Origin of the sequence: Actinomadura sp. 6N118, from assembly GCF_044326415.1 — a bacterium.
Classification (GTDB): Bacteria; Actinomycetota; Actinomycetes; order Streptosporangiales; family Streptosporangiaceae; genus Spirillospora.
Window position 1 is genome coordinate 1 of record NZ_JBIRAZ010000002.1, and the last position, 19,415, is coordinate 19,415.

The following is a 19,415-nucleotide window of genomic DNA, read 5'->3' on the forward strand; positions in this document are numbered from 1 at the left end:
CTGTCGGGGGGGGCCGAGGGCCCCGCCCCGACGGATCTTGGAAGAAATCCCATGTCCTGGCGCCAGGTGGAAGCACTAACCTGGCGTCATGTCATGTCGGGGGGCTGACGGCGGTTCGCCCAGCGCGGAAGATCCGGGCCTGGGAACACGCGAGCCCGCCGCCTTCGTTCCACCATCGAGACCAACCTGAGGTGACCCCCTAGGTGTACGTGGGTGCTCTGACACTCGACCTGTTGCTGGGCGACGTGCATTCGCTCAAGCAGAAACGCGCGGTCGTCCGGCCGATCATCGCCGAGGTGCACAAGCACTTCCCGGCGGTAGCGGTTGCCGAAACCGGGAACAACGACCTGCACCGGCGAGCCGAGATCGGCGTGGCGGTGGTCGCCGCGACCGCGGCCAACGCCAAGCGGGTGCTCGACCAATGCGAGCGGCTGGTGGCAGGCCGCCCGGAGATCGAACTGCTGTCGGCACGGCAGCGGCTGTTCAATGACGAAGACTGATCCTCACGAGGTGCCCACGCCACCTCGCGAGGACCTAGAAAAGGAGTGCGATCATGGTGGACGCAGCTCGGGCTCGCAAGCTCGCGGACCGCATCCAGCAGATCGTGGCCGAGATGCTGGAGCGGCGCGTCAAGGACCCGCGGCTCGGCTTCGTGACCGTGACCGACACCCGGATCACCAACGACCTGCGCGACGCCACCGTCTACTACACGGTGTACGGCTCGGACGGCGAGCGTGCGGAGACCGCGGCGGCGCTGGAGAGCGCCAAGGGGATCATCCGGTCGGAGGTGGGCAGGCAGACCGGCGTCCGGCACACGCCAAGCCTCACCTTCGTCCAGGACTCCCTCATGGACAACGCCGCGCACATCGACGACCTCCTCGCCAAGGCGCGCGCCAGGGACGAGGAGGTCGCCAAGGCGGCCCAGGGCGCGGCTCCGGCCGGTGACGCCAACCCCTACCGCACCGACGACGAGCCGGGCGAGTCCGGCGAGCTTGACGAAACCGGCGACGACAAGCGCGGCGAAGCGGGACACTCGTCACTGTGAGTGGTGGGGAGATTCTGGGGCGTGGGCTTGAGTGGGACCGGGCTCTACAGCTGATCGAGGCGGCGGACGAGGTCTGCCTGGCGTGCCATGTGGCCCCGGACGGCGACGCGCTCGGCTCGATGCTGGCCCTCGCCCAGGCTCTGCGTGATCTCGGCAAGCGGTGCTACGCGTCGTTCGGCCAGCCGTTCGCGGTGCCGGCGAGCCTGCGCTTCCTGCCCGGCCAGGATCTGCTGGTCGAGCCCGGCGGGATGCCCGCGGCCCCGACTCTGATGATCACTCTGGACGCGGCCGCCGTGGACCGGCTGGGGCCGCTGGCGGAGAACGCCGCGCGGGCCGGCGAGCTGATCGTCGTCGACCACCACGCGTCCAACACCGGCTTCGGCGGGGTCCGCCTGGTCGACCCGGACGCGGCGGCCACCTCCGTTCTCGTGGACGAGCTGATCCGGCGGCTCGGCGTCCGGCTCACCAGCGACATCGCGCTCGGTCTCTACGCCGGGCTGGCCAGCGACACCGGTTCGTTCAAGTACCCCTGCACGACCCCTGAGGTGCACGAGCTGGCCGCCCGGCTGATCGACGCGGGCGTGCGCCCGGACGCGGTCGGCCACGAGCTGTGGGACCGTGCGCCCTTCGGCTATCTGCAGGTGCTCGCGGGCGCGCTGGGCCGGGCCCGGCTCGAACGCGACGCGGCGGGCGGCCTCGGCCTGGTCTGGACGGCGATCACCCGTGCCGACCGGGATGCCCAGGGCGTACCGTACGACCAGCTCGAAGGCGTGATCGACCAGCTGCGGCGGGCCGACGAGGCCGAGGTCGCGGTGGTGCTCAAGGAGACCGACGAGGGCAGCTGGTACGTCTCGACCCGATCCAAGGGGCGGGTGGACGTGGGCCGCGCCTGCGTGGAGCTGGGCGGCGGCGGCCACCGTCTCGCCGCGGCCTTCACCACGACGGCCGAGCCCGCCGAAACGATCGACAGGCTGCGTGCCGCTCTGCGCGGACCGCTCAACGACGCGGAGATCAGCGCGTGACGTCAGGACTGGTCATCGTGGACAAGCCGGCCGACTGGACGTCGCACGACGTGGTCGGCAAGCTGCGTCGGCTGGCCCGCACGCGCCGGGTCGGCCACGCCGGCACCCTGGACCCGATGGCGACGGGCGTCCTGGTCATCGGGGTGGACAAGGCGACCCGCCTCCTCGGCCACCTCGCGCTGACCGAGAAGGGCTACGACGGCACGATCCGGCTCGGCCAGTCCACCAACACCGATGACGCCGAGGGCGAGATCACCGCCACCGCACCCGCGGCCGGCGTGAGCGACGCCGCGCTGCAGTCGGGCATCAGCACCCTGACCGGCGTGATCCAGCAGGTCCCGCCGCAGGTGAGTGCCATCAAGGTGAACGGCCAACGCGCGTACAAGATGGCCCGCAAGGGCGAAGAGGTCGAGCTCAAGCCGCGGCCCGTCACGGTCCACGACTTCGGCGTCCTGGAGATCCGCCGCCACGACGACCTGATCGACGTGGACGTCTCGATCACCTGCTCGTCCGGCACGTACATCCGTGCCCTGGCCCGCGACCTCGGCGCCATGCTCGGCACCGGCGGCCACCTGACGGCCCTGCGCCGTACCCGGGTCGGCCCGTACGACCTCGGCATGGCACGGACGATCGACCAGCTCAGCGAGGAGCTGCGCATCCTCCCGCTGGCCGAGGCGGTCGCCGCGGCCTTCCCGCGGCGCGAGGTCTCCGCCGACGACGCCCGCAAGGTCATGCACGGCGGCAAGCTGCCCGCCGCAGGCCTGGGCCCGGGCCCCATCGGCGTCTTCGGCCCCGATGGCACCCTGCTGGCCTTGGTGGAGGAGCAGGGCAAGGCCGCGAAACCCCTCGCCGTCTTCGTCCCCTGACGTCCCTGATTTCGACGTCCCCTGGTTTCGACCGGGCAGCGTGGTACGTGTCACGCTGGTGAAGGGGTGCGTTCTAACCTACGGTTGCGTAACCTACGGGAGCGTAGGTTTTAATGCGGAGGAGGAGGAGGTGTCCATGGCCACACTGTCACATCAGCCCCAGGCGGTTCCATCGCCGACCAAGCCCCGGCTGCGGGGCTGGCTGCACATCGGCGCTTTCCCCGCCGTGCTCGCAGCCGGGCTTGTCCTGGTCGCGCTGGGGCCGAGCCTTGAGGCACGGTTGTCGTCGGCCGTGTACGTGGCGATGTCCGGGTTGCTGTTCGGGATCTCCGGGACGTATCACCGGCAGAGCTCCAACCGGATGGTCGAGGTGCTGCGGCGGTTCGACCACGCCAACATCTACCTGATCATCGCCGGGACCTATACGCCGTTCGCGGTGCTCGCGCTGGACGGGGCCGCCCGGGTCACGGTGCTCAGCGTGGTCTGGACCGGCGCGATCGCGGGCGTGGTCTTCCGGACCACGTGGATAGGGGCGCCGCGCTGGCTGTACGTCTCGCTCTACATCGTGCTCGGCTGGGTCGCGGTCTTCTTCTTGCCGCAGTTCCTGTCGGGTGCCGGAATCGCCGCCTGCGTGCTCGTGGCGCTCGGCGGCGTCGCTTACAGCGCGGGAGGTGTCGTCTACGGGCTGCGGCGCCCCAACCCCTCGCCGCGCTGGTTCGGGTTCCATGAGGTGTTCCACGCCTGCACGCTCGCCGCGTACGTCATGCAGTACGTCGCGGTCTCCCTCGTCGTTTATCAGTCGGCCTAGTCGTTTATCAGCCGGCCTGAGGGGCGAAGCCTGCATGGTCGTCGCTGTGCGGGGTGGGGGATCCACTACCGGCAAGTAGACTTCTGAAGGCCGATGCCAGTGGCGACCATTCGGGGGGAGCAGGCGTGCGAGGGCAACCCCCTCGGTCGTGACGTCATGCGGCGCATGGCAGTCTGTGAGGCTACAGAACGTCCAACGCAGGGAGAGCATGGTGCGGCGCTGGCACGGCCTCGACGAGGTTCCCGCCGACTGGGGCAGATCGGTGATCACCATCGGCGTCTTCGACGGCGTGCACCGCGGCCACCAGCGGATCGTGGGCCGCGCCGCCGAGCAGGCCCGCGAACGGGGACTCAAGTCCGTTGTGATCACCTTCGACCCGCATCCCGACGAGGTCGTGCGGCCGGGCACCCATCCGCCGCTGCTGAGCTCCACCAAGCGACGCATCGAGCTTCTGGAGGGGCTGGGCACCGACGCGGTCGTGGTCGTCCCGTTCACGCTGGAGCTGTCCAAGGTGGGCCCGGACGAGTTCGTCCAGTCGGTGCTGGTCGACCGGCTGCACGCGGCGCACGTCATCGTCGGCGAGGACTTCCGCTTCGGCCACAAGGCCAAGGGCGACGTCGCGCTGCTGAAGGAGCTCGGCGAGAAGTACGACTTCACCGCGGAGGGCGCACCCCTGGTGGCGAACGGGGACAAGATCTCCTCCACCGGCATCCGGGCGCTGCTCGAAAGCGGCGCGGTCGAGGAGGCCGGCCACGCGCTGGGCCGCCCCCACCGCGTCGAGGGGATCGTGGTCCGCGGCCATCAGCGAGGCCGCCAGCTGGGCTTCCCCACCGCGAACCTGGAGACCCTGCCGCACACCGCGATCCCCGCCGACGGCGTCTACGCCGGCTGGCTGGTCTGCGACTCCGACCGTTACCCCCGTTTCCGCTGGCCGGCGGCGATCTCCATCGGCACCAACCCGACGTTCGAAGGCGCGGGGGAGCGGACCGTCGAGGCCTACGCGCTGGACCGTGACGATCTCGACCTCTACGGCGAGCACATGGCGGTGGACTTCGAGGCCCGCATCCGCGACACGCTCAAGTTCGACTCGATCGAGGCCCTGATCGAGGAGATGCACCGCGACGTGGACCGCGCCAGGGAGATCACTTCCGCAGGTCAGGCCTGATCCGGCCGCCGGTCACGGTCCGTTCCGCGCCGTGACGGGCCGCCTTTGGGACGTGGTACGGTGAATAGTCGCCGGGATAGGCCCCGGCTCGGTCGGCTGCACCCTCATGTGGCCGCCCACTTTCCATACGCACCATGCGGACCCACGAGCCTGCGGGCCGGATCTGCGGGTGACGAGCTTTCAGAAGGAGCCACGTGTCGCTCGACACCGCCACCAAGAACAAGATCATTGCTGAGTACGCGACCGCTGAGGGTGACACCGGATCCCCGGAAGTCCAGGTTGCGCTGCTGACCCGCCGGATCAACGATCTGACGGAGCACCTCAAGGAGCACAAGCACGACCACCACAGCCGCCGCGGGCTGCTGCTGCTGGTCGGACGCCGCCGCCGGCTCCTCAAGTACCTGCAGAACAAGGACATCAACCGCTACCGGCAGCTGATCGAGCGTCTGGGTCTGCGCCGCTAGTACGGTGAAGGGGAGTGGCCGGTGGAGAGACGGCTCCGTGTACGGAGCCGGTTCGCCACTGCCCGAGGTGCTTCCGGGGAGTTGCCCGGGGGTGCCCGGGGCCACTCCCCTTTCTTCATAGCCAGACAAAACTGAATGATCATCACCCCGCGGACAGCGCCCTGGTGCGGCCGGTCCTCGGTAGTGGCTCTCGGAGCATGCTCCTCGCCTGACAGACGGCGGGGACCCCGGAATCCGTGAGCTTCGATCGAAGACCGGCATTGCGTAAAAGCCACGGGAAGCAGCTGCGGGGACCATCCGAAACCTAGGAGGTTTCCCGTGACAGAAGCTGTGCGCATCGATGGGGCGCAGAGCACCGAGGCCGTGATCGACAACGGTTCCTTCGGCACTCGTACCATCCGATTCGAGACGAGCCGGCTGGCCCGTCAGGCGGCCGGCTCGGCCGTCGCCTACCTCGACGACGAGACGATGGTGCTCTCCGCCACCACCGCCTCCAAGAAGCCCAAGGAAAACCTGGACTTCTTCCCCTTGACGGTCGACGTCGAGGAGCGCATGTACGCGGCCGGGCGCATTCCCGGCTCGTTCTTCCGCCGTGAGGGCCGTCCCTCCGAGGACGCCATCCTCACCTGCCGCCTGATCGACCGGCCGCTGCGCCCCTCGTTCACCAAGGGCCTGCGCAACGAGATCCAGGTCGTCGAGACGATCATGGCGTTGCACCCCGACCACCTGTACGACGTCGTGGCGATCAACGCCGCCTCGATGTCCACCCAGCTGGCCGGCCTGCCGTTCTCCGGCCCGATCGGCGGCGTCCGCGTCGCGCTGATCGAGGGCCAGTGGGTCGGCTTCCCGACCCACCCCGAGCTGGAGAACGCCACGTTCGACATGGTGGTCGCCGGCCGCGTCCTGGAGGACGGCGACGTCGCGATCATGATGGTCGAGGCGGAGTCCACCCCGGGCACGCTGCGGCTCGTCGGTGACGGCGCCACCGCGCCGACCGAGGAGACCATCGCCGAGGGCCTGGAGGCGGCCAAGCCGTTCATCAAGGTCCTGTGCAAGGCGCAGAGCGACCTGGCGGCCGTGGCCGCCAAGCCGACCGCCGAGTACCCGATCTTCCTGGACTACCAGGACGACGTGCTCGAGGCCGTCACCGCCGCCGTCAGCACCGAGCTGGCCGAGGCGCTGACGATCGGGGTCAAGCAGGAGCGCGAGTCCCGGCTGGACGAGCTCAAGGCCAGTGCCGCCGAGAAGCTCGGCGCCGACTTCGAGGGCCGCGAGAAGGAGATCTCCGCCGCCTTCAGGGCGCTGACCAAGAAGCTGGTCCGCGAGCGGGTCGTCCGCGACGGTCTGCGCATCGACGGCCGCGGCGTCAAGGACATCCGCCAGCTGTCCGCCGAGGCGCACGTGATCCCGCGGGTGCACGGCTCGGCGCTGTTCGAGCGCGGCGAGACCCAGATCATGGGCGTGACCACGCTCAACATGCTCCGCATGGAGCAGATGATCGACACGCTCAACCCCGAGCGCACCAAGCGCTACATGCACAACTACAACTTCCCGCCGTACTCCACCGGTGAGACCGGCCGCGTGGGCTCGCCCAAGCGCCGCGAGATCGGCCACGGCGCGCTCGCCGAGCGGGCGCTGCTGCCGGTGCTGCCGACGCGCGAGGAGTTCCCCTACGCGATCCGCCAGGTGTCGGAGGCCCTCGGGTCCAACGGCTCCACCTCGATGGGCTCGGTCTGTGCCTCCACCATGTCGCTGCTCGACGCGGGCGTGCCGCTCAAGCAGATGGTGGCCGGCATCGCCATGGGCCTCATCTACGAGGGCGGCGAGTACGTCACGCTGACCGACATCCTCGGCGCCGAGGACGCGTTCGGCGACATGGACTTCAAGGTCGCCGGCACCCGGGACGTCATCACCGCCCTGCAGCTCGACACCAAGCTCGACGGCATCCCCGCGTCGGTGCTGGGCGCCGCGCTCAAGCAGGCCAAGGGCGCCCGGCTCGCGATCCTGGACGTCATGCAGGAGGCCATCGAGGCTCCGGCCGACATGAGCCCCAACGCGCCGCGGATCATCACCATCAAGGTCCCGGTCGACAAGATCGGCGAGGTCATCGGCCCCAAGGGCAAGATGATCAACTCGATCCAGGACGACACCGGCGCCGACATCACGATCGAGGACGACGGCACCATCTACGTCGGCGCCACCGACGGCCCGTCGGCCGAGGCCGCGCGGCAGGCGATCAACGCGATCGCCAACCCGCACATGCCCGAGGTCGGCGAGCGTTACCTCGGCACGGTCGTCAAGACCACCACGTTCGGCGCGTTCGTGTCGCTGCTGCCCGGCAAGGACGGCCTGCTGCACGTCTCGCAGATCCGCAAGCTGCACGGGGGCGCCCGGATCGAGAACGTCGAGGACGTCATCAACGTCGGCGAGAAGATCCAGGTCGAGGTCACCGAGATCGACCAGCGCGGCAAGCTGTCGCTGGTCCCGGTCGAGGTCGTCGAGCGCGAGCAGGCCGACAAGGCCGACAAGGCCGACGGCGACGAGGACTCCGGTCCGGCCGAGGCCGTGACCGCCGGTGACCGTGGCGAGCGCCGATCCGAGGGCGGCGGTGACCGTGGTCCGCGCCGTCGCCGCACCCGGCGCGGCGGCGAGGGCGGCGGCGACCGCAACTCCTGACCGATCCGGTCTGGCCCGATCTGATCTGACCCATCTGATCTGACACAGCACACCGACCGACCGGCCTGCCCGCCTGAGGGCAGGCCGGTCGGCATTCTCTACCGAGGGATCGTGAACCCCGTGACGATTCTGGCGAGTGCGCAGGAGCCCGGCACCACCCACGTCGTGCACCCCGGCGCGGACGGCGCCGGTGCCGTCCGCCGTTCGGTGCTGCCGGGCGGCCTGCGCGTCATCACCGAGACGATGCCGACCGTGCGGTCCGCCGCGTTCGGCATCTGGGCCGGTGTCGGCTCCCGCGACGAGGCCCCCGCCGACGCAGGCGCCAGCCATTACCTGGAGCACGTGCTGTTCAAGGGCACGCGCCGGCGGTCCGCGCTGGAGATCTCCGCGGCCATCGACGCGGTGGGCGGCGATCTCAACGCGTTCACGGCCAAGGAGTACACCTGCTACTACGCGCGGGTCCTGGACGCCGACCTGCCGCTGGCCGTCGACATCGTCTCCGACATGGTGGCCGCGTCGGTCAACCGGCCCGAGGACGTCGAGTCCGAACGCGGCGTGATCCTCGAAGAGATCCACATGCGTGACGACGACCCCGGTGACCTGATCCACGACGAGTTCTCCACGGCGCTCTACGGGGACGCGCCGCTGGGCCGTCCCATCCTCGGCACGGTCGAGTCGATCAACGCCTTGAGCCGGGACCGCATCCACGCGTACTACCGCGAGCACTACGTCCCGGACAACCTGGTCGTCGCGGTCGCCGGCAACATCGACCACGACGAGGTCGTACGGCTGGTCGCCCGCGCCTTCGAGGGGCATCTCGACGGCGCCGCTCTTCCCCGCGCGCCCCGCCTGGACGGCACGCCGCAGCCCGCCGCGCCGACCGTGCGGGTCGTCGACAAGGACACCGAGCAGGCCCACGTGGTGCTCGGCGGCGTCGGGGTCTCCCGTACCGACGACCGCCGCTTCGCGCTCGGCGTGCTCAACGCCGCGCTGGGCGGAGGCATGTCGTCGCGCCTCTTCCAGGAGGTACGCGAAAAGCGCGGCCTCGCCTACTCCGTCTACAGCTACACCTCGCAGTACGCCGACACCGGCGTCTTCGGCGTCTACGCGGGCTGCCAGACCGCCAAGATCGACGAGGTCCTGTCGATCTGCCGTGACGAGGTCGCCAAGGCCGCCGAGAAGGGCATCACCGACGAGGAGCTCGAACGCGGCAAGGGTCAGCTGCGAGGCGCGATGGTGCTCGGCCTGGAGGACACCGGCTCCCGCATGAGCCGCATCGGCAAGAGCGAGCTGGTGTACGAGTCGCTGCTCGCGGTCGACGAGGTCCTCAGCCGCATCGAGGCCGTCACCCCGGACGACATCCGCGAGGTGGCCGCCGACGTCCTCGCCGGCCCGCAGGCCCTCACCGTGATCGGCCCCTTCGGCGACCGCGACTTCAGCCTGTAGCAGCGGTCGGCGCGGCATCCGGCCCCAAGCCAGGCACCCTCCGCGGCCAAGATCGTTACGCGAGGCCGGCGACCGGGTAGGCCTCCGGGGCGAGGGAGGTGCCCATGAAGATCTTCATCCGGGTGCTCATCAACGCGGTCGCGCTGTGGGTGGCCACGGTGCTCGTCGAAGGGATCAGCGTCGCCGGGGACACCGCGGCCAAGGAGTGGCTGACCCTGCTGGCGGTCGCGGTGATCTTCGGCCTCGTCAACGCGTTCATCAAGCCCGTGATCAAGACCCTGGGCTGCGCGTTCTACGTGCTGACGCTGGGCCTGATCGCGCTGGTGGTGAACGCGGCGCTGCTCCTGCTGACCAGCTGGGCGGCCGAGCAGCTGAACCTCCCGTTCGAAGTCGAGTGGTTCTGGCCCGCCTTCTGGGGCGCGATCATCGTCGGTGTCGTGAGCTGGTTGCTCAGCATCCTCATCCCGGAGGGCGGCGACGACTGACCCTTGCCAACCGGACCGTGGTCCGTTAATCTCGAAGCATCAATCGGACTATAGTCCGCTTATTCGAGAGGGCCACACCATGAGCCTGCTGCACATCTCCGCCTCCCCCCGCGGCACCGATTCGGAATCGCTGGCGATCGCCGGAACCTTCCTGGACGCCTACCGGGAGGCGCATCCCGGCGACACCGTCGACCACCACGACCTGTGGGACGGCGCGCTGCCGGAGTTCGGTCCCGACGCCGCCGGAGCCAAGATGACCGTCTTCGGTGGAGCAGCCCCGGAAGGTGCGCAGGAACGCGCCTGGGCCGCCGCGAGGTCCGTGTTCGAACGCTTCGACTCCTACGACCGCTACCTGTTCAGCGTGCCGATGTGGAACGCCGGGGTGCCGTACATCCTCAAGCAGTTCATCGATGTGATCAGCCAGCCCGGCTGGGTGTTCGGTTTCGACCCGGAGCAGGGCTACAGCGGGCTGCTTCAGGGCAAGAAGGCCGCCGTCGTCTACACCAGCGCCGTCTACGGCGACGGCCGCGGCCCCTCCTTCGGGACCGACTTCCAGCGCCGGTTCTTCGACGACTGGCTGCGCTGGGCCGGGGTCGCGGACATCACGACCGTCGAGTTCCGCCCCAACCTCGCCACGGCGGACGCCGAGACCGACCGCCGTGAGGCGCACGCGCTCGCCCGCGAGGAGGGCAAGCACTTCTGACGATCGGACACGGCCCGCGACCATTGGCTTTGGTGGCCTCGCGATAGGCTCGACCAGCAGTCAAGCCGGGAGGGGCAAACGTGATCAAGGTTGGGGTGCTGGGCGCGCGGGGCCGGATGGGGGCCGAGGTGTGCCGGGCCGTCGAGGGTGCCGACGACATGGAACTGGTCGCGGCCGTCGACCAGGACGACGAGCGGGACTCCCTCGCCGCCGCCGAGGTCGTGGTCGACTTCACCCATCCCGGCGTGGTCATGGACAACCTCCGCTGGTGCGTCGAGAACGGCCTGCACGCGGTCGTCGGCACCAGCGGCTTCGACCCCGGCCGGCTGGACAAGGTCCGCGGCTGGCAGGCGGCCAAGCCGGGGGCCAACGTCCTCATCGCCCCCAACTTCGGCATCGGCGCGGTCCTGATGATGCACTTCGCGCAGAAGGCCGCCCCGTTCTTCGAGTCCGTCGAGATCGTCGAGCTGCACCACCCCAACAAGGCCGACGCCCCGTCCGGCACCGCCTACCGCACCGCCGAACTCGTGTCCGCCGCCCGCGCGGAGGCGGGCACGCCCCCGTCGCCCGATGCCACCACCACCGAGCTCCACGGCGCCCGCGGCACCGACGTCGAGGGCGTGCACGTCCACTCGATCCGCCTGTCCGGCCTCATCGCCCACCAGGAGGTCCTCCTCGGCGGCCACGGCGAGGTCTTCACGATCCGCCACGACTCGATGAACCGCGAGTCGTTCATGCCCGGCGTCCTCCTGGGCGTCCGCCATGCCCGCGACCTCCCCGACCCCCTCACGGTCGGCATCGAATCCCTCCTCGGCCTGTGATCTTCGACGCCGACCCCTGGGACTACCTCGCCGCCAACGAGGCGGTGGACCTCGAACACCCCCTGGTCCAGGCCCTCGCCTCCACCCTCCGCGAGGGCGATGACATCGCCTACGCCAAGGCGGCCTTCGAGTACGTCCGCGACGAGATCGAGCATTCCCTGGACGTCCGCGACCCCCGCGTCACCTGGCGAGCCTCCGACGTCCTCGACCAGGGCGTCGGCCTCTGCTTCGCCCAGGCGCACGCCCTCGTCGCACTCCTGCGCGCCGGCGGCATCCAGGCCGGCTTCTGCTACCAGCCGTTCGACGTCCTCCACGGCCTCGTCGCCACCCTCATCGACGACCGCTGGGTCCTCCTCGACCCCCGCGGCAAGGACGTAGAGTTCTCCGCCACCGAACACCGCCTGGCCTTTCCCGGCACCCCGGTCCACCCCACCGTCTACGCCGCCCCCCACCCCGCCGTCCTGACCGCCCTGAAATCCCACACCAACGCCCTAACCCTCTGCGAGCAAGGCCTCCCCACCCCCAACGCCCTCTGACCTGCTCTGGGAAGTGCAAGGCGAACTGGGCACGGGCTCGTCGACCGCCCCACATCGACGTGGACATCACGCCCGAGGACCACGCCGAGGGCCGCGATACCCAGCTTGAACGAGCCATTGCCGTCGCTCTCGAACAACTGGAGATTCGGCCGGCGCACCGGCCCGATCCCGCCGTCCGGCCCCCGCTTCGAGGCGGCGAAGCTCCCACCGCGCCAGTGATTCCAGCACGTTAACGGGAGAATCTCTATCCGCTGGGCTCCCCGTTACTTTCCTCCGGGTACGGCCGTATTGGTGCAGGTCATGCACCTCTGTGAAAAGGGGGAAGTACTTAATGGGCATCTTCGACGAAGCCAAGAACAAGGCCTCGAACGCCAAGGACAAGGCCAAGGAAAGGGCCGACAAGGTCTCCGACCGTGCACGCGATGTCGGCGAAGAGAGCATGGACAGGGCTCGCGAGCAGCGCGAGAACCTGCAGGACCAAGCTTCGCGCGAGCGTAAGAACCCGCAGGGCCGGGACCGCGACGCCGGAGAGGACCACCGGCGGCGCTGAGCACCGCCCGGGTTCAGATCATCTGACCTGGTCCTGAGGCCAGGGTGGGGCGCACAGGTCGCCTGTGCGCCCCTCCGCCGTGTTGAGGCAGGCGCTTGGCCGACAGCCGCCGAACACAACGGGTGGGCGATATCAGATTCGTTGGGGGATCGAAGACGGTGGGCACCGGTCTGGACCGCAGCACCCTCATGTGGTCGCTCTCAGTAGGCGGGGCATTCCTCGCCCTGCTGGCGGGTTGCGGGGTCGCCTTCGGCGGCTGGGTCAAGTCGACCCTCGCCCCGGACGACTTCGAGGGGCGCGGCGAAGGTGTGGTGATGGTCCGGATCAATGCGGGCCAGTCCGCCCGTGATGTCGCCGCCTCCCTGGAGGCGGCGGGCGTCGTCGCGAGTGATGACGCGTTCGTCAAGGCGGTCGAGGGCTCCGCCAAGGCCGCCGCGCTGCGTCCCGGCCTCTACCGCATGCGCAAGCAGATGAAGGCCTCCGCCGCAGTAGGACTGCTCTTCGATCCGGTGGCTCGCGTCCAGCGGTACGTCACCGTGCCCGAGGGCCTGCGCCTGGACGAGACCCTCGCGATCCTCGCCAAGGGATCAGGTATCCCGCACGCCGAGTTCAAGGAGGCAGCCGCAGACCCGGCTGGGCTCGGGCTCCCCTCGTACGCGGGCGGCAAGCTGGAGGGCTTCCTGTTTCCGGCCACGTATCCCGTCGAGCCGGGAACGACCGCGAGGACGGTACTGAGCGCGATGGTCCGGCGCTTCCGCCAGGCCGCCGCCGAGGTCGGTCTGGAACGCCGGGCGGGCGCCGTCGGACTCACACCGCTCCAGGCCGTCACCGTGGGCAGCATCGCCCAGGCCGAGGGCGGTGTCCCGGCCGACTATCCCAAGATCGCCCGCGTGATCTACAACCGCCTCCGCGCCGGCGCGCGCCTCCAGCTCGACTCGACGGTGTTGTACGTGCAGAAGCGGCATGACCTGCGTGTCTCGGAGCGGGACACCCGCGTGAGGTCGCCGTACAACACCTACGCCAATCGCGGCCTGCCGCCGGGACCGATTTCCAACCCCGGCGAAGACGCTCTCAAGGGTGCGCTCAACCCCGCCCAGGGTGACTGGCGCTTCTTTGTGACCACCGATCCGAAGAACCGCATCACCAAGTTCACCGCGTCGGAGGCCGAGTTCCTCCGCTTCCGCGCCCAGCTCAATCGCGCCCTGCGCCTCAGCGACTAGCCCCGGGCAAGCCCTGCCGCCGACGACGGGCGTCCGACCCTCTTGCGTTGGCTAATCTCTTTAGCTAATGTTCTGGCTAACGAGATTAGCCAAACGGAAACAAGAGTTAGTTTCCATTGGAGAGGGAGACCCCCCATGAAGATCCGCCGCATCGCTCTCACCGCCGCCGCCCTTCCCGTCGTCGCCGCCGGCACGCTCTTCGCCTGGGGTGAGCTGAAGCCGCACGAGGTCAGCACCACCGTCGAGATCGCTGCGCCCGCCGACAAGGTCTGGCAGGTGCTCACCGACTTCCAGAGCTACCCCGAGTGGAACCCGTTCATGGTCAGCGTCAAGGGCACCGCCCAGAAGGGGACGAAGCTCGACAACAAGCTCCGCGACAGCGACGGCGGCATGATGACGTTCAAGCCCGAGATCCTCAAGGCCGACGCCGGCCGGGAACTGCGCTGGATCGGCCGGATGTGGGTCCCCGGCATCGTGGACGGCGAGCACTACTTCCTCATCGAGCCCTCCGGTGACGGCAAGGTCCGGCTGACCCAGGGGGAGCGGTTCAGCGGCGCCCTCGTCCCGGTCGCCACCGGCCAGCTGCAGATGGAGGACGAGTTCGCGGCCATGAACGCCGCGCTCAAGGCCCGCGCCGAGCGCGCCTGACCTGCTCAATTTCCGGAAGGTGGCGGACCCGTCGTGGACGTGGCAGGAGTGGCGAAGCCGTGCTTGTTGAAGAGCTTGCGGGCCGTGGGGGAGGTCAGCCAGGTGACGAAGGGCAGCGCGCGTTCCTCGTTGTCGGTGCCCTTCACGGCCATCGCGGGATAGGTCGCGGTGACGTTCTCGTCCGCGGGGATGGGGACGCTGCTCGCGGCCGCCCCGGCGGAACGCAGATCGGTGATGTAGACCAGCCCGGCGTCCGCCTCGCCGCCCCGCACCCGGTCGAGCACGGACCGCGAGTTGATCTCCTCGGACGTCCAGCGCACGGTGAGCCCCGCCCGCGTGAAGATCTCCCGCGCGTAGCGGCCCGCCGGGACCGTCCCGGCGCCCACCGCGACGCGCAGGCCACGGCGGCTGAGGTCGCGCAGGCCACGGATGCGCTTGGGATTGCCGGGCGCGACCGCGATGGTCAGCGAGCCCAGCGCCACGATCCGGCGGCGGCCCGTCAGATGGCGGCTCACCGCGTTCATGCTCGCCTCGTCGGCCGTCATCAGCACGTCGCCGGGGTCACGGTCCGCGACCCGCTCGGCCATCTCCTGCGAGCCGCCGAACACGAACCGCACCTTCACGTCCCGGTGCTCCTGCTGGTACGCGGCACCGAGCTCACCTGCGACGTCGGTCAGCGACGACCCCGCCAGCACGGTCAGGGTCGTGGGCCCGCCGGACCCGCCGCAGCCGGCGGCGCCGGAGGCGAGAGACGCGAGCAGGGCGGCGAAGACGGTGACATGCCGCCCGCGGGGGGAGTCGGGCATATGCCTTCATCCTAGAGTTGGTCGTGCTTCCCTCCGGTGATTCGCCGCTGGCGTGTCAGACCTCCGCAATAGGCTCTCCAGTAGCTGAGAACCCCTTCCCCGGAGAGGCCCGAATGTCCCTCGACCTGATGGAACTGCTGTCCGACGACTGGCGGGAGCGACTCGATCCGCTGCTCGACCCGATCGCGACGGCGGCGCTGAGCGCGTTCGTGGCGCAGGAATACGCGACGCAGACGGTCTACCCGCCCCAGGAGGACCTGTTCGCCGCGTTCCGGCACTGCTCGTACGACAAGGCGCGGGTTCTCATCCTCGGCCAGGATCCCTACCACGGCCCAGGGCAGGCCCATGGGATGAGCTTCAGCGTGCGCGACGGCGTGCGGCTGCCGCCGTCTCTGCGCAACATCTACAAGGAGCTGGCATCCGACCTGGAGGTGCCGGTCGCCAAGACCGGTGACCTGACACCCTGGGCCGACCAGGGTGTGTTGCTGCTCAACGCCGTGCTGACCGTACGCGGCGGTGAGGCGGGCGCGCACGCGGGCAAGGGCTGGGAGGAGTTCACCGACGCCGCCATCCGGGCGCTCAACGACAAGCCTGAACGCGTCATCTTCGTATTGTGGGGGGCCTACGCGCGTAAGAAGGCCCGGCTCATCACGGGCGTGCACCATACCGTGATCGAGTCGGCCCACCCGAGTCCACTGAGCGCCAAGAAGTTCTTCGGCACCCGGCCGTTCAGCGCGGTCAACAAGGCGCTCGCCGACGCCGGCTCACCAGAGATCGTCTGGAATCTCAACGGGCGAGGCTGAGCCAGACCACGGCGTCAGAGCGCGAGGCTCACAGCGTCAGCGCGCAAGGCCCATCGGCGTCAGAGCGCGAGACCCACGGCGAGCAGCACGCCGTAGGCGATCTGCAGGCGGCCGGTCTCGCCCAGCACCGCGATCAGGGCGGGACCGCTCGCGCCGTTCAGCACCTTCTGGGTGGGCGGGATCGACAGCGGCGCCGCGAGCAGCGCCAGCAAGACCCAGGGACGCGGTGCGGCCAGCGCCAGCACGAACATGAACGGCAGTGCCGTGCACGCCGCATACAGCACGCGGGTCCACCGGTCCCCGAGCACGACCGCGAGGGTGCGCTTGCCGGAGACCTCGTCGGTGGGGATGTCGCGCAGGTTGTTGGCGACCAGCAGCGCGCACGCGAGCAGCCCGATCGGCACGGCCACCGCCCACGCCTCCCACGGGGTGTCCTCGACCTGCACGTACACCGTGCCGACTACGGCGACGAGCCCGAAGAAGACGAACACCGAGATCTCACCGAGTGCCCGGTAGCCGTACGGGTTCTTGCCTCCGGTGTAGAACCACGCCGCCAGGATGGCGAACGCGCCCACCAGGAGCAGCCACCACGTGGTCACCGCGGCCAGCACGAGCCCGGCGACCGCCGCCGCCGCGAAACAGCCCAGCGCCGCGCCCAGCACCTGCTTGGGCTTGGCGACCTTGGCGCCGACGAGCCGGAGCGGGCCGACCCGTTCCTCGTCGGTGCCGCGCACGCCGTCGCTGTAGTCGTTGGAGTAGTTGACGCCGATCTGCAGGATCAGGGCGACGAACGCGGCCAGGACGGCACGCCACCACACCGCGTGCCCTTCGCCGATCGCGACGCCGGTGCCGACGACGACGGGCACAAGGGAGGTGGGCAGGGTGCGGGGCCGGGAGCCGGCGACCCATTGCGAGAGCGTGGCCACAGTCACCGTTCGTTTTCGTGGGACGACAGGGATTCCAGCTCCGATTGTCGCCGATATTGATCACTACTCGGGCGCAACCGCAACGAAAGCCCCAGACCCAGCGCCAGGATCAACGCCGTGGTCAGCGCCCCGCGCCGGGCCGCTGTGGCGAGGCTCTCATCCGCGGCGGCCGCGAGCGCCGGGGTGCCGTGCAGCTCACGGGCGTACGTGCCGGCGCTCTCCCGCAACTCCTCGGCGATCGCCGCCCGCCGTTCGGCCGGCACGCCCGACTCCTCCAGCCGGCCCGCCATCGTGTGGCCGAGACTGGTGGCGAACACGGTGCCGATCACCGCGATGCCCAGCGCGGCGCCGACCTGCCGGGCCGTTGACTGCGTGCCCGACGCCTGGCCCGCCTGGGCGGGCGGTACGTCGGCGAGCGACACGTTGGTGAGCTGGGCCGAGGTCAGCCCGAGGCCCAGTCCGTACAGCAACATCCACGGCGCCAACCCCAACCCGCCCGTGGACGCGGTGATCGTCAGGGCGAGCGCGACGACCGCCACGACCTCCATCACCATGCCGATCTGCACGACCCGGTGCGCGCCGCGCTTGTTGGCGAGCCGCCCCGCGTACCCGCCGGACAGGAACGCGCCGATCGCCAGCGGCAGGATCGCCAGGCTGATCTGCAGCGGCGAGGTGCCGTGCACGCCGAGCAGGAAGAGCGGCAGCACGAAGACCAGCCCGAGCTCGCCCACGTTGATCAGCGCGGCGGCCAGGTTGCCACGGCGGAAGTTCGGGATCGCGAAGAGGCTCAGATCGAGCAGCACAGACCGACCGGCCGCCGCCCGGGCCCGCTCGACGACCACCAGCGCGGCCAGCAGTCCCACACCCAGCGCCAGCACGACCGGCACCGGCGACAACCCGGCGGTCGGCCAGCCGAAGGGGCCTAGCTCGAATGGCCGGGTCGCCGTCCACCAGCCGTACGACTGCCCCTCGATGAGGCCGCAGACCAGCGCGCCGAGCCCCAGCACCGACAGCGCGCCGCCGAGCCAGTCGATCCCCCTCGGCCCGTTCCCCGGCTGCCGTGTCTCGGGCATGAGCACGAGCGCCCCGGCGATGAGCAGGATCCCCAGGGGCAGGTTGATGCCGAACGCCCAGCGCCATCCGCCGCCGGTGGCCAGCGCACCGCCGGCCAGCGGCCCCAGCGCGGCCATGCCACTGATCATCGAGCCCCAGAGCCCGAAGGCCACGGCCCGGTCCTTGCCGGTGAACACCGCGTTCACCGTGGACAACGTCGCGGGCATGATCATCGAAGCGCCGACGCCCTGCAGGGCCCGCGAGCCGATCAGCTGCGGGCCGCTCTGCGCCACCGCCGCGAGCACGCTGGCCAGCATGAACACCGCGACACCGGCCACGAACATCCGGCGCCGCCCGAACAGGTCACCCGCCCGCCCGAACGGGATCAGCAGCGCCGCGAAGACCAGTGCGTAGACCGAGGTGACCCACTCGGCGTCGGACGTGGTCAGTCCCAGGCCGTCCACCATCTGGGGCAGCACGACGCCGACGATCGTCGCGTCGACGACGATCAGTGACACGCCCATGCTGATGACGACCATCGCCAGCCAGCGCCGCCGGCCCGAGGGCGTTTTCGCCGCAGGGGCAAGCGGCGGCGTCACAGAGGTCGTCAATAGAAGTCCCGATGCTGATCATTCGATCCCGAAGCACTCGGCTTCAAACATAATCCCGAGCCTCCAATGCCCCTCACCAACCCCTGCCTTTTGGCTTTGCGGCCGGCGTTCCTGGCCGCATACCCGCGGTACGGCCGGCACGGTCGGCCGGGTTCATTCCGGGGCGATGTCGGTGTGGAGGCGGATCTGGCGGACGGGCTCGCCCATGTCGAGGGTGCGGGCGGTGCCGTCGGGGGCCCAGCCGGAGGAGCCGAGGAACGTCCGCAGCACCTTGTCGTCTTCGAAGACCCAGCTGATCAGCGTGGTGACGCCGTCCTCGCGGAGCAGGTCGACCGTGGCGGCCAGCAGGCGGCTGCCGTGACCGGCCCGCCCGTGGAGGGGGTCGACCAGCAGGGTGAGGAGCTCGGCGGTGTGGGCAGGATCATGGTCGGGGTCCTCGGCCGGGCCGTGCGCGGCGAAGCCGACGACCAAGTCGGACGCCACCGCGACGAGCAAGCGGTGCCGGGGGCTCGGCGGCGTGCTCGCAGCCTCCGCCCAGCGTTCCCGCCATACCTTCATGGCGTCCGCGCTGGTGATCTCGTCGAGCGCGGCGGCCGGGAGGATGTCCCGGTAGGCCTGGCGCCACGCGCGCACCTGGATGTCGGCGACGGCGGCGGCGTCCGCCCGCCTGGCGGGCCGTACGCCCACATCGGCCATGAAGCTCCACGTCCTCTCGTTCCGAACGAGCTCAGCCTAGGGCGTGTCTCAAAGCCAGCTGCCCT

The 19,415-nt window shown here is 69.9% G+C and carries 21 protein-coding genes; 17 read left to right on the forward strand and 4 right to left on the reverse strand.

Annotation, left to right across the window (positions count from 1 at the left end):
- The first annotated feature begins 203 nt into the window (after positions 1–203).
- The 16 genes from ACH34W_RS03905 to ACH34W_RS03980 all read left to right on the forward strand — a co-directional run bounded on the left by ACH34W_RS03905 (position 204) and on the right by ACH34W_RS03980 (position 14,455).
- Positions 204–500 (forward strand): DUF503 domain-containing protein, encoded by a 297-nt coding sequence (locus ACH34W_RS03905; RefSeq protein ID WP_395959300.1) that lies wholly within the window; start codon positions 204–206, stop codon positions 498–500.
- Positions 501–553: 53 nt separating this feature from the next.
- Positions 554–1,045 carry a 30S ribosome-binding factor RbfA gene (gene rbfA, locus ACH34W_RS03910; protein ID WP_395959301.1) on the forward strand — a complete coding sequence of 164 codons (492 nt, stop codon included), beginning with the start codon at positions 554–556 and terminating at the stop codon, positions 1,043–1,045.
- Positions 1,042–2,067: a bifunctional oligoribonuclease/PAP phosphatase NrnA gene (locus tag ACH34W_RS03915; protein WP_395959302.1), complete on the forward strand. Its 1,026-nt coding sequence runs from the start codon at positions 1,042–1,044 to the stop codon at positions 2,065–2,067. Before rbfA ends, ACH34W_RS03915 begins: the two co-directional genes overlap by 4 nt.
- Positions 2,064–2,933, forward strand: a complete 870-nt coding sequence (truB, locus tag ACH34W_RS03920) for a tRNA pseudouridine(55) synthase TruB (RefSeq protein ID WP_395959303.1) — start codon at positions 2,064–2,066, stop codon at positions 2,931–2,933. The genes ACH34W_RS03915 and truB overlap by 4 nt, the downstream gene beginning before the upstream one ends.
- Before the next feature lie 136 nt (positions 2,934–3,069).
- A complete protein-coding gene (locus ACH34W_RS03925; RefSeq protein ID WP_395959304.1) occupies positions 3,070–3,741 on the forward strand; it encodes a hemolysin III family protein in 672 nt (223 codons plus the stop codon).
- Positions 3,742–3,952: 211 nt separating this feature from the next.
- The gene (locus ACH34W_RS03930) at positions 3,953–4,906 is read left to right on the forward strand and encodes a bifunctional riboflavin kinase/FAD synthetase (RefSeq protein WP_395960033.1); all 954 of its coding nucleotides are present in this window, start codon (positions 3,953–3,955) and stop codon (positions 4,904–4,906) included.
- Positions 4,907–5,100: 194 nt separating this feature from the next.
- Complete coding sequence (rpsO, locus tag ACH34W_RS03935; RefSeq protein ID WP_151564710.1) at positions 5,101–5,370, forward strand: 30S ribosomal protein S15; 270 nt, start codon at positions 5,101–5,103, stop codon at positions 5,368–5,370.
- 336 nt (positions 5,371–5,706) lie between these two features.
- Positions 5,707–8,046 (forward strand): polyribonucleotide nucleotidyltransferase, encoded by a 2,340-nt coding sequence (locus ACH34W_RS03940; RefSeq protein WP_395960034.1) that lies wholly within the window; start codon positions 5,707–5,709, stop codon positions 8,044–8,046.
- Positions 8,047–8,166: 120 nt separating this feature from the next.
- On the forward strand, positions 8,167–9,492 hold the full coding sequence (locus ACH34W_RS03945; RefSeq protein ID WP_395959305.1) for a M16 family metallopeptidase: 1,326 nt from the start codon (positions 8,167–8,169) through the stop codon (positions 9,490–9,492).
- A gap of 104 nt (positions 9,493–9,596) precedes the next feature.
- On the forward strand, positions 9,597–9,977 hold the full coding sequence (locus ACH34W_RS03950; RefSeq protein ID WP_395959306.1) for a phage holin family protein: 381 nt from the start codon (positions 9,597–9,599) through the stop codon (positions 9,975–9,977).
- Between the two features lie 79 nt (positions 9,978–10,056).
- Complete coding sequence (locus tag ACH34W_RS03955; RefSeq protein ID WP_395959307.1) at positions 10,057–10,680, forward strand: FMN-dependent NADH-azoreductase; 624 nt, start codon at positions 10,057–10,059, stop codon at positions 10,678–10,680.
- An 80-nt stretch (positions 10,681–10,760) separates the two neighbouring features.
- Positions 10,761–11,501: a 4-hydroxy-tetrahydrodipicolinate reductase gene (gene dapB, locus ACH34W_RS03960; RefSeq protein ID WP_395959308.1), complete on the forward strand. Its 741-nt coding sequence runs from the start codon at positions 10,761–10,763 to the stop codon at positions 11,499–11,501.
- Entirely contained in the window at positions 11,498–12,037 is a 540-nt protein-coding gene (locus ACH34W_RS03965; protein ID WP_395959309.1) for a transglutaminase family protein, read from the forward strand. The genes dapB and ACH34W_RS03965 overlap by 4 nt, the downstream gene beginning before the upstream one ends.
- A 331-nt stretch (positions 12,038–12,368) precedes the next feature.
- Positions 12,369–12,587 (forward strand): hypothetical protein, encoded by a 219-nt coding sequence (locus ACH34W_RS03970; RefSeq protein ID WP_395959310.1) that lies wholly within the window; start codon positions 12,369–12,371, stop codon positions 12,585–12,587.
- 158 nt (positions 12,588–12,745) lie between these two features.
- Positions 12,746–13,807, forward strand: coding sequence for an endolytic transglycosylase MltG (gene mltG, locus ACH34W_RS03975; RefSeq protein ID WP_395959311.1), 1,062 nt, complete (start codon positions 12,746–12,748; stop codon positions 13,805–13,807).
- A gap of 135 nt (positions 13,808–13,942) precedes the next feature.
- Positions 13,943–14,455 (forward strand): SRPBCC family protein, encoded by a 513-nt coding sequence (locus ACH34W_RS03980; protein ID WP_395959312.1) that lies wholly within the window; start codon positions 13,943–13,945, stop codon positions 14,453–14,455.
- 5 nt (positions 14,456–14,460) lie between these two features.
- On the opposite strand, the gene modA is transcribed toward ACH34W_RS03980, so the two are convergent.
- Positions 14,461–15,261, reverse strand: coding sequence for a molybdate ABC transporter substrate-binding protein (modA, locus tag ACH34W_RS03985; RefSeq protein WP_395959313.1), 801 nt, complete (start codon positions 15,259–15,261; stop codon positions 14,461–14,463).
- Between the two features lie 113 nt (positions 15,262–15,374).
- Here modA and ACH34W_RS03990 point away from each other — a divergent pair, with 113 nt between their 5' ends.
- Positions 15,375–16,064 (forward strand): uracil-DNA glycosylase, encoded by a 690-nt coding sequence (locus ACH34W_RS03990; protein ID WP_395959314.1) that lies wholly within the window; start codon positions 15,375–15,377, stop codon positions 16,062–16,064.
- A gap of 59 nt (positions 16,065–16,123) precedes the next feature.
- On the opposite strand, the gene ACH34W_RS03995 is transcribed toward ACH34W_RS03990, so the two are convergent.
- The 3 genes from ACH34W_RS03995 to ACH34W_RS04005 all read right to left on the reverse strand — a co-directional run bounded on the left by ACH34W_RS03995 (position 16,124) and on the right by ACH34W_RS04005 (position 19,350).
- Positions 16,124–16,990, reverse strand: a complete 867-nt coding sequence (locus tag ACH34W_RS03995; RefSeq protein WP_395960035.1) for a 1,4-dihydroxy-2-naphthoate polyprenyltransferase — start codon at positions 16,988–16,990, stop codon at positions 16,124–16,126.
- 2 nt (positions 16,991–16,992) lie between these two features.
- A complete protein-coding gene (locus ACH34W_RS04000; RefSeq protein WP_395959315.1) occupies positions 16,993–18,654 on the reverse strand; it encodes an MFS transporter in 1,662 nt (553 codons plus the stop codon).
- 153 nt (positions 18,655–18,807) lie between these two features.
- Positions 18,808–19,350, reverse strand: a complete 543-nt coding sequence (locus tag ACH34W_RS04005; protein WP_395959316.1) for a GNAT family N-acetyltransferase — start codon at positions 19,348–19,350, stop codon at positions 18,808–18,810.
- Positions 19,351–19,415: the final 65 nt, after the last annotated feature.

What these genes read in the sequence shown, in the direction of transcription:
- rbfA (WP_395959301.1), top strand. Translation starts at nt 554, where the DNA reads ATGGTGGACGCAGCTCGGGCTCGCAAGCTCGCGGACCGCATCCAGCAG.
- ACH34W_RS03925 (WP_395959304.1), top strand. Translation starts at nt 3,070, where the DNA reads ATGGCCACACTGTCACATCAGCCCCAGGCGGTTCCATCGCCGACCAAG.
- ACH34W_RS03950 (WP_395959306.1), top strand. Translation starts at nt 9,597, where the DNA reads ATGAAGATCTTCATCCGGGTGCTCATCAACGCGGTCGCGCTGTGGGTG.
- ACH34W_RS03955 (WP_395959307.1), top strand. Translation starts at nt 10,057, where the DNA reads ATGAGCCTGCTGCACATCTCCGCCTCCCCCCGCGGCACCGATTCGGAA.
- ACH34W_RS03970 (WP_395959310.1), top strand. Translation starts at nt 12,369, where the DNA reads ATGGGCATCTTCGACGAAGCCAAGAACAAGGCCTCGAACGCCAAGGAC.
- ACH34W_RS03980 (WP_395959312.1), top strand. Translation starts at nt 13,943, where the DNA reads ATGAAGATCCGCCGCATCGCTCTCACCGCCGCCGCCCTTCCCGTCGTC.
- modA (WP_395959313.1), bottom strand. Translation starts at nt 15,261, where the DNA reads ATGCCCGACTCCCCCCGCGGGCGGCATGTCACCGTCTTCGCCGCCCTG.
- ACH34W_RS03990 (WP_395959314.1), top strand. Translation starts at nt 15,375, where the DNA reads ATGTCCCTCGACCTGATGGAACTGCTGTCCGACGACTGGCGGGAGCGA.
- ACH34W_RS04005 (WP_395959316.1), bottom strand. Translation starts at nt 19,350, where the DNA reads ATGGCCGATGTGGGCGTACGGCCCGCCAGGCGGGCGGACGCCGCCGCC.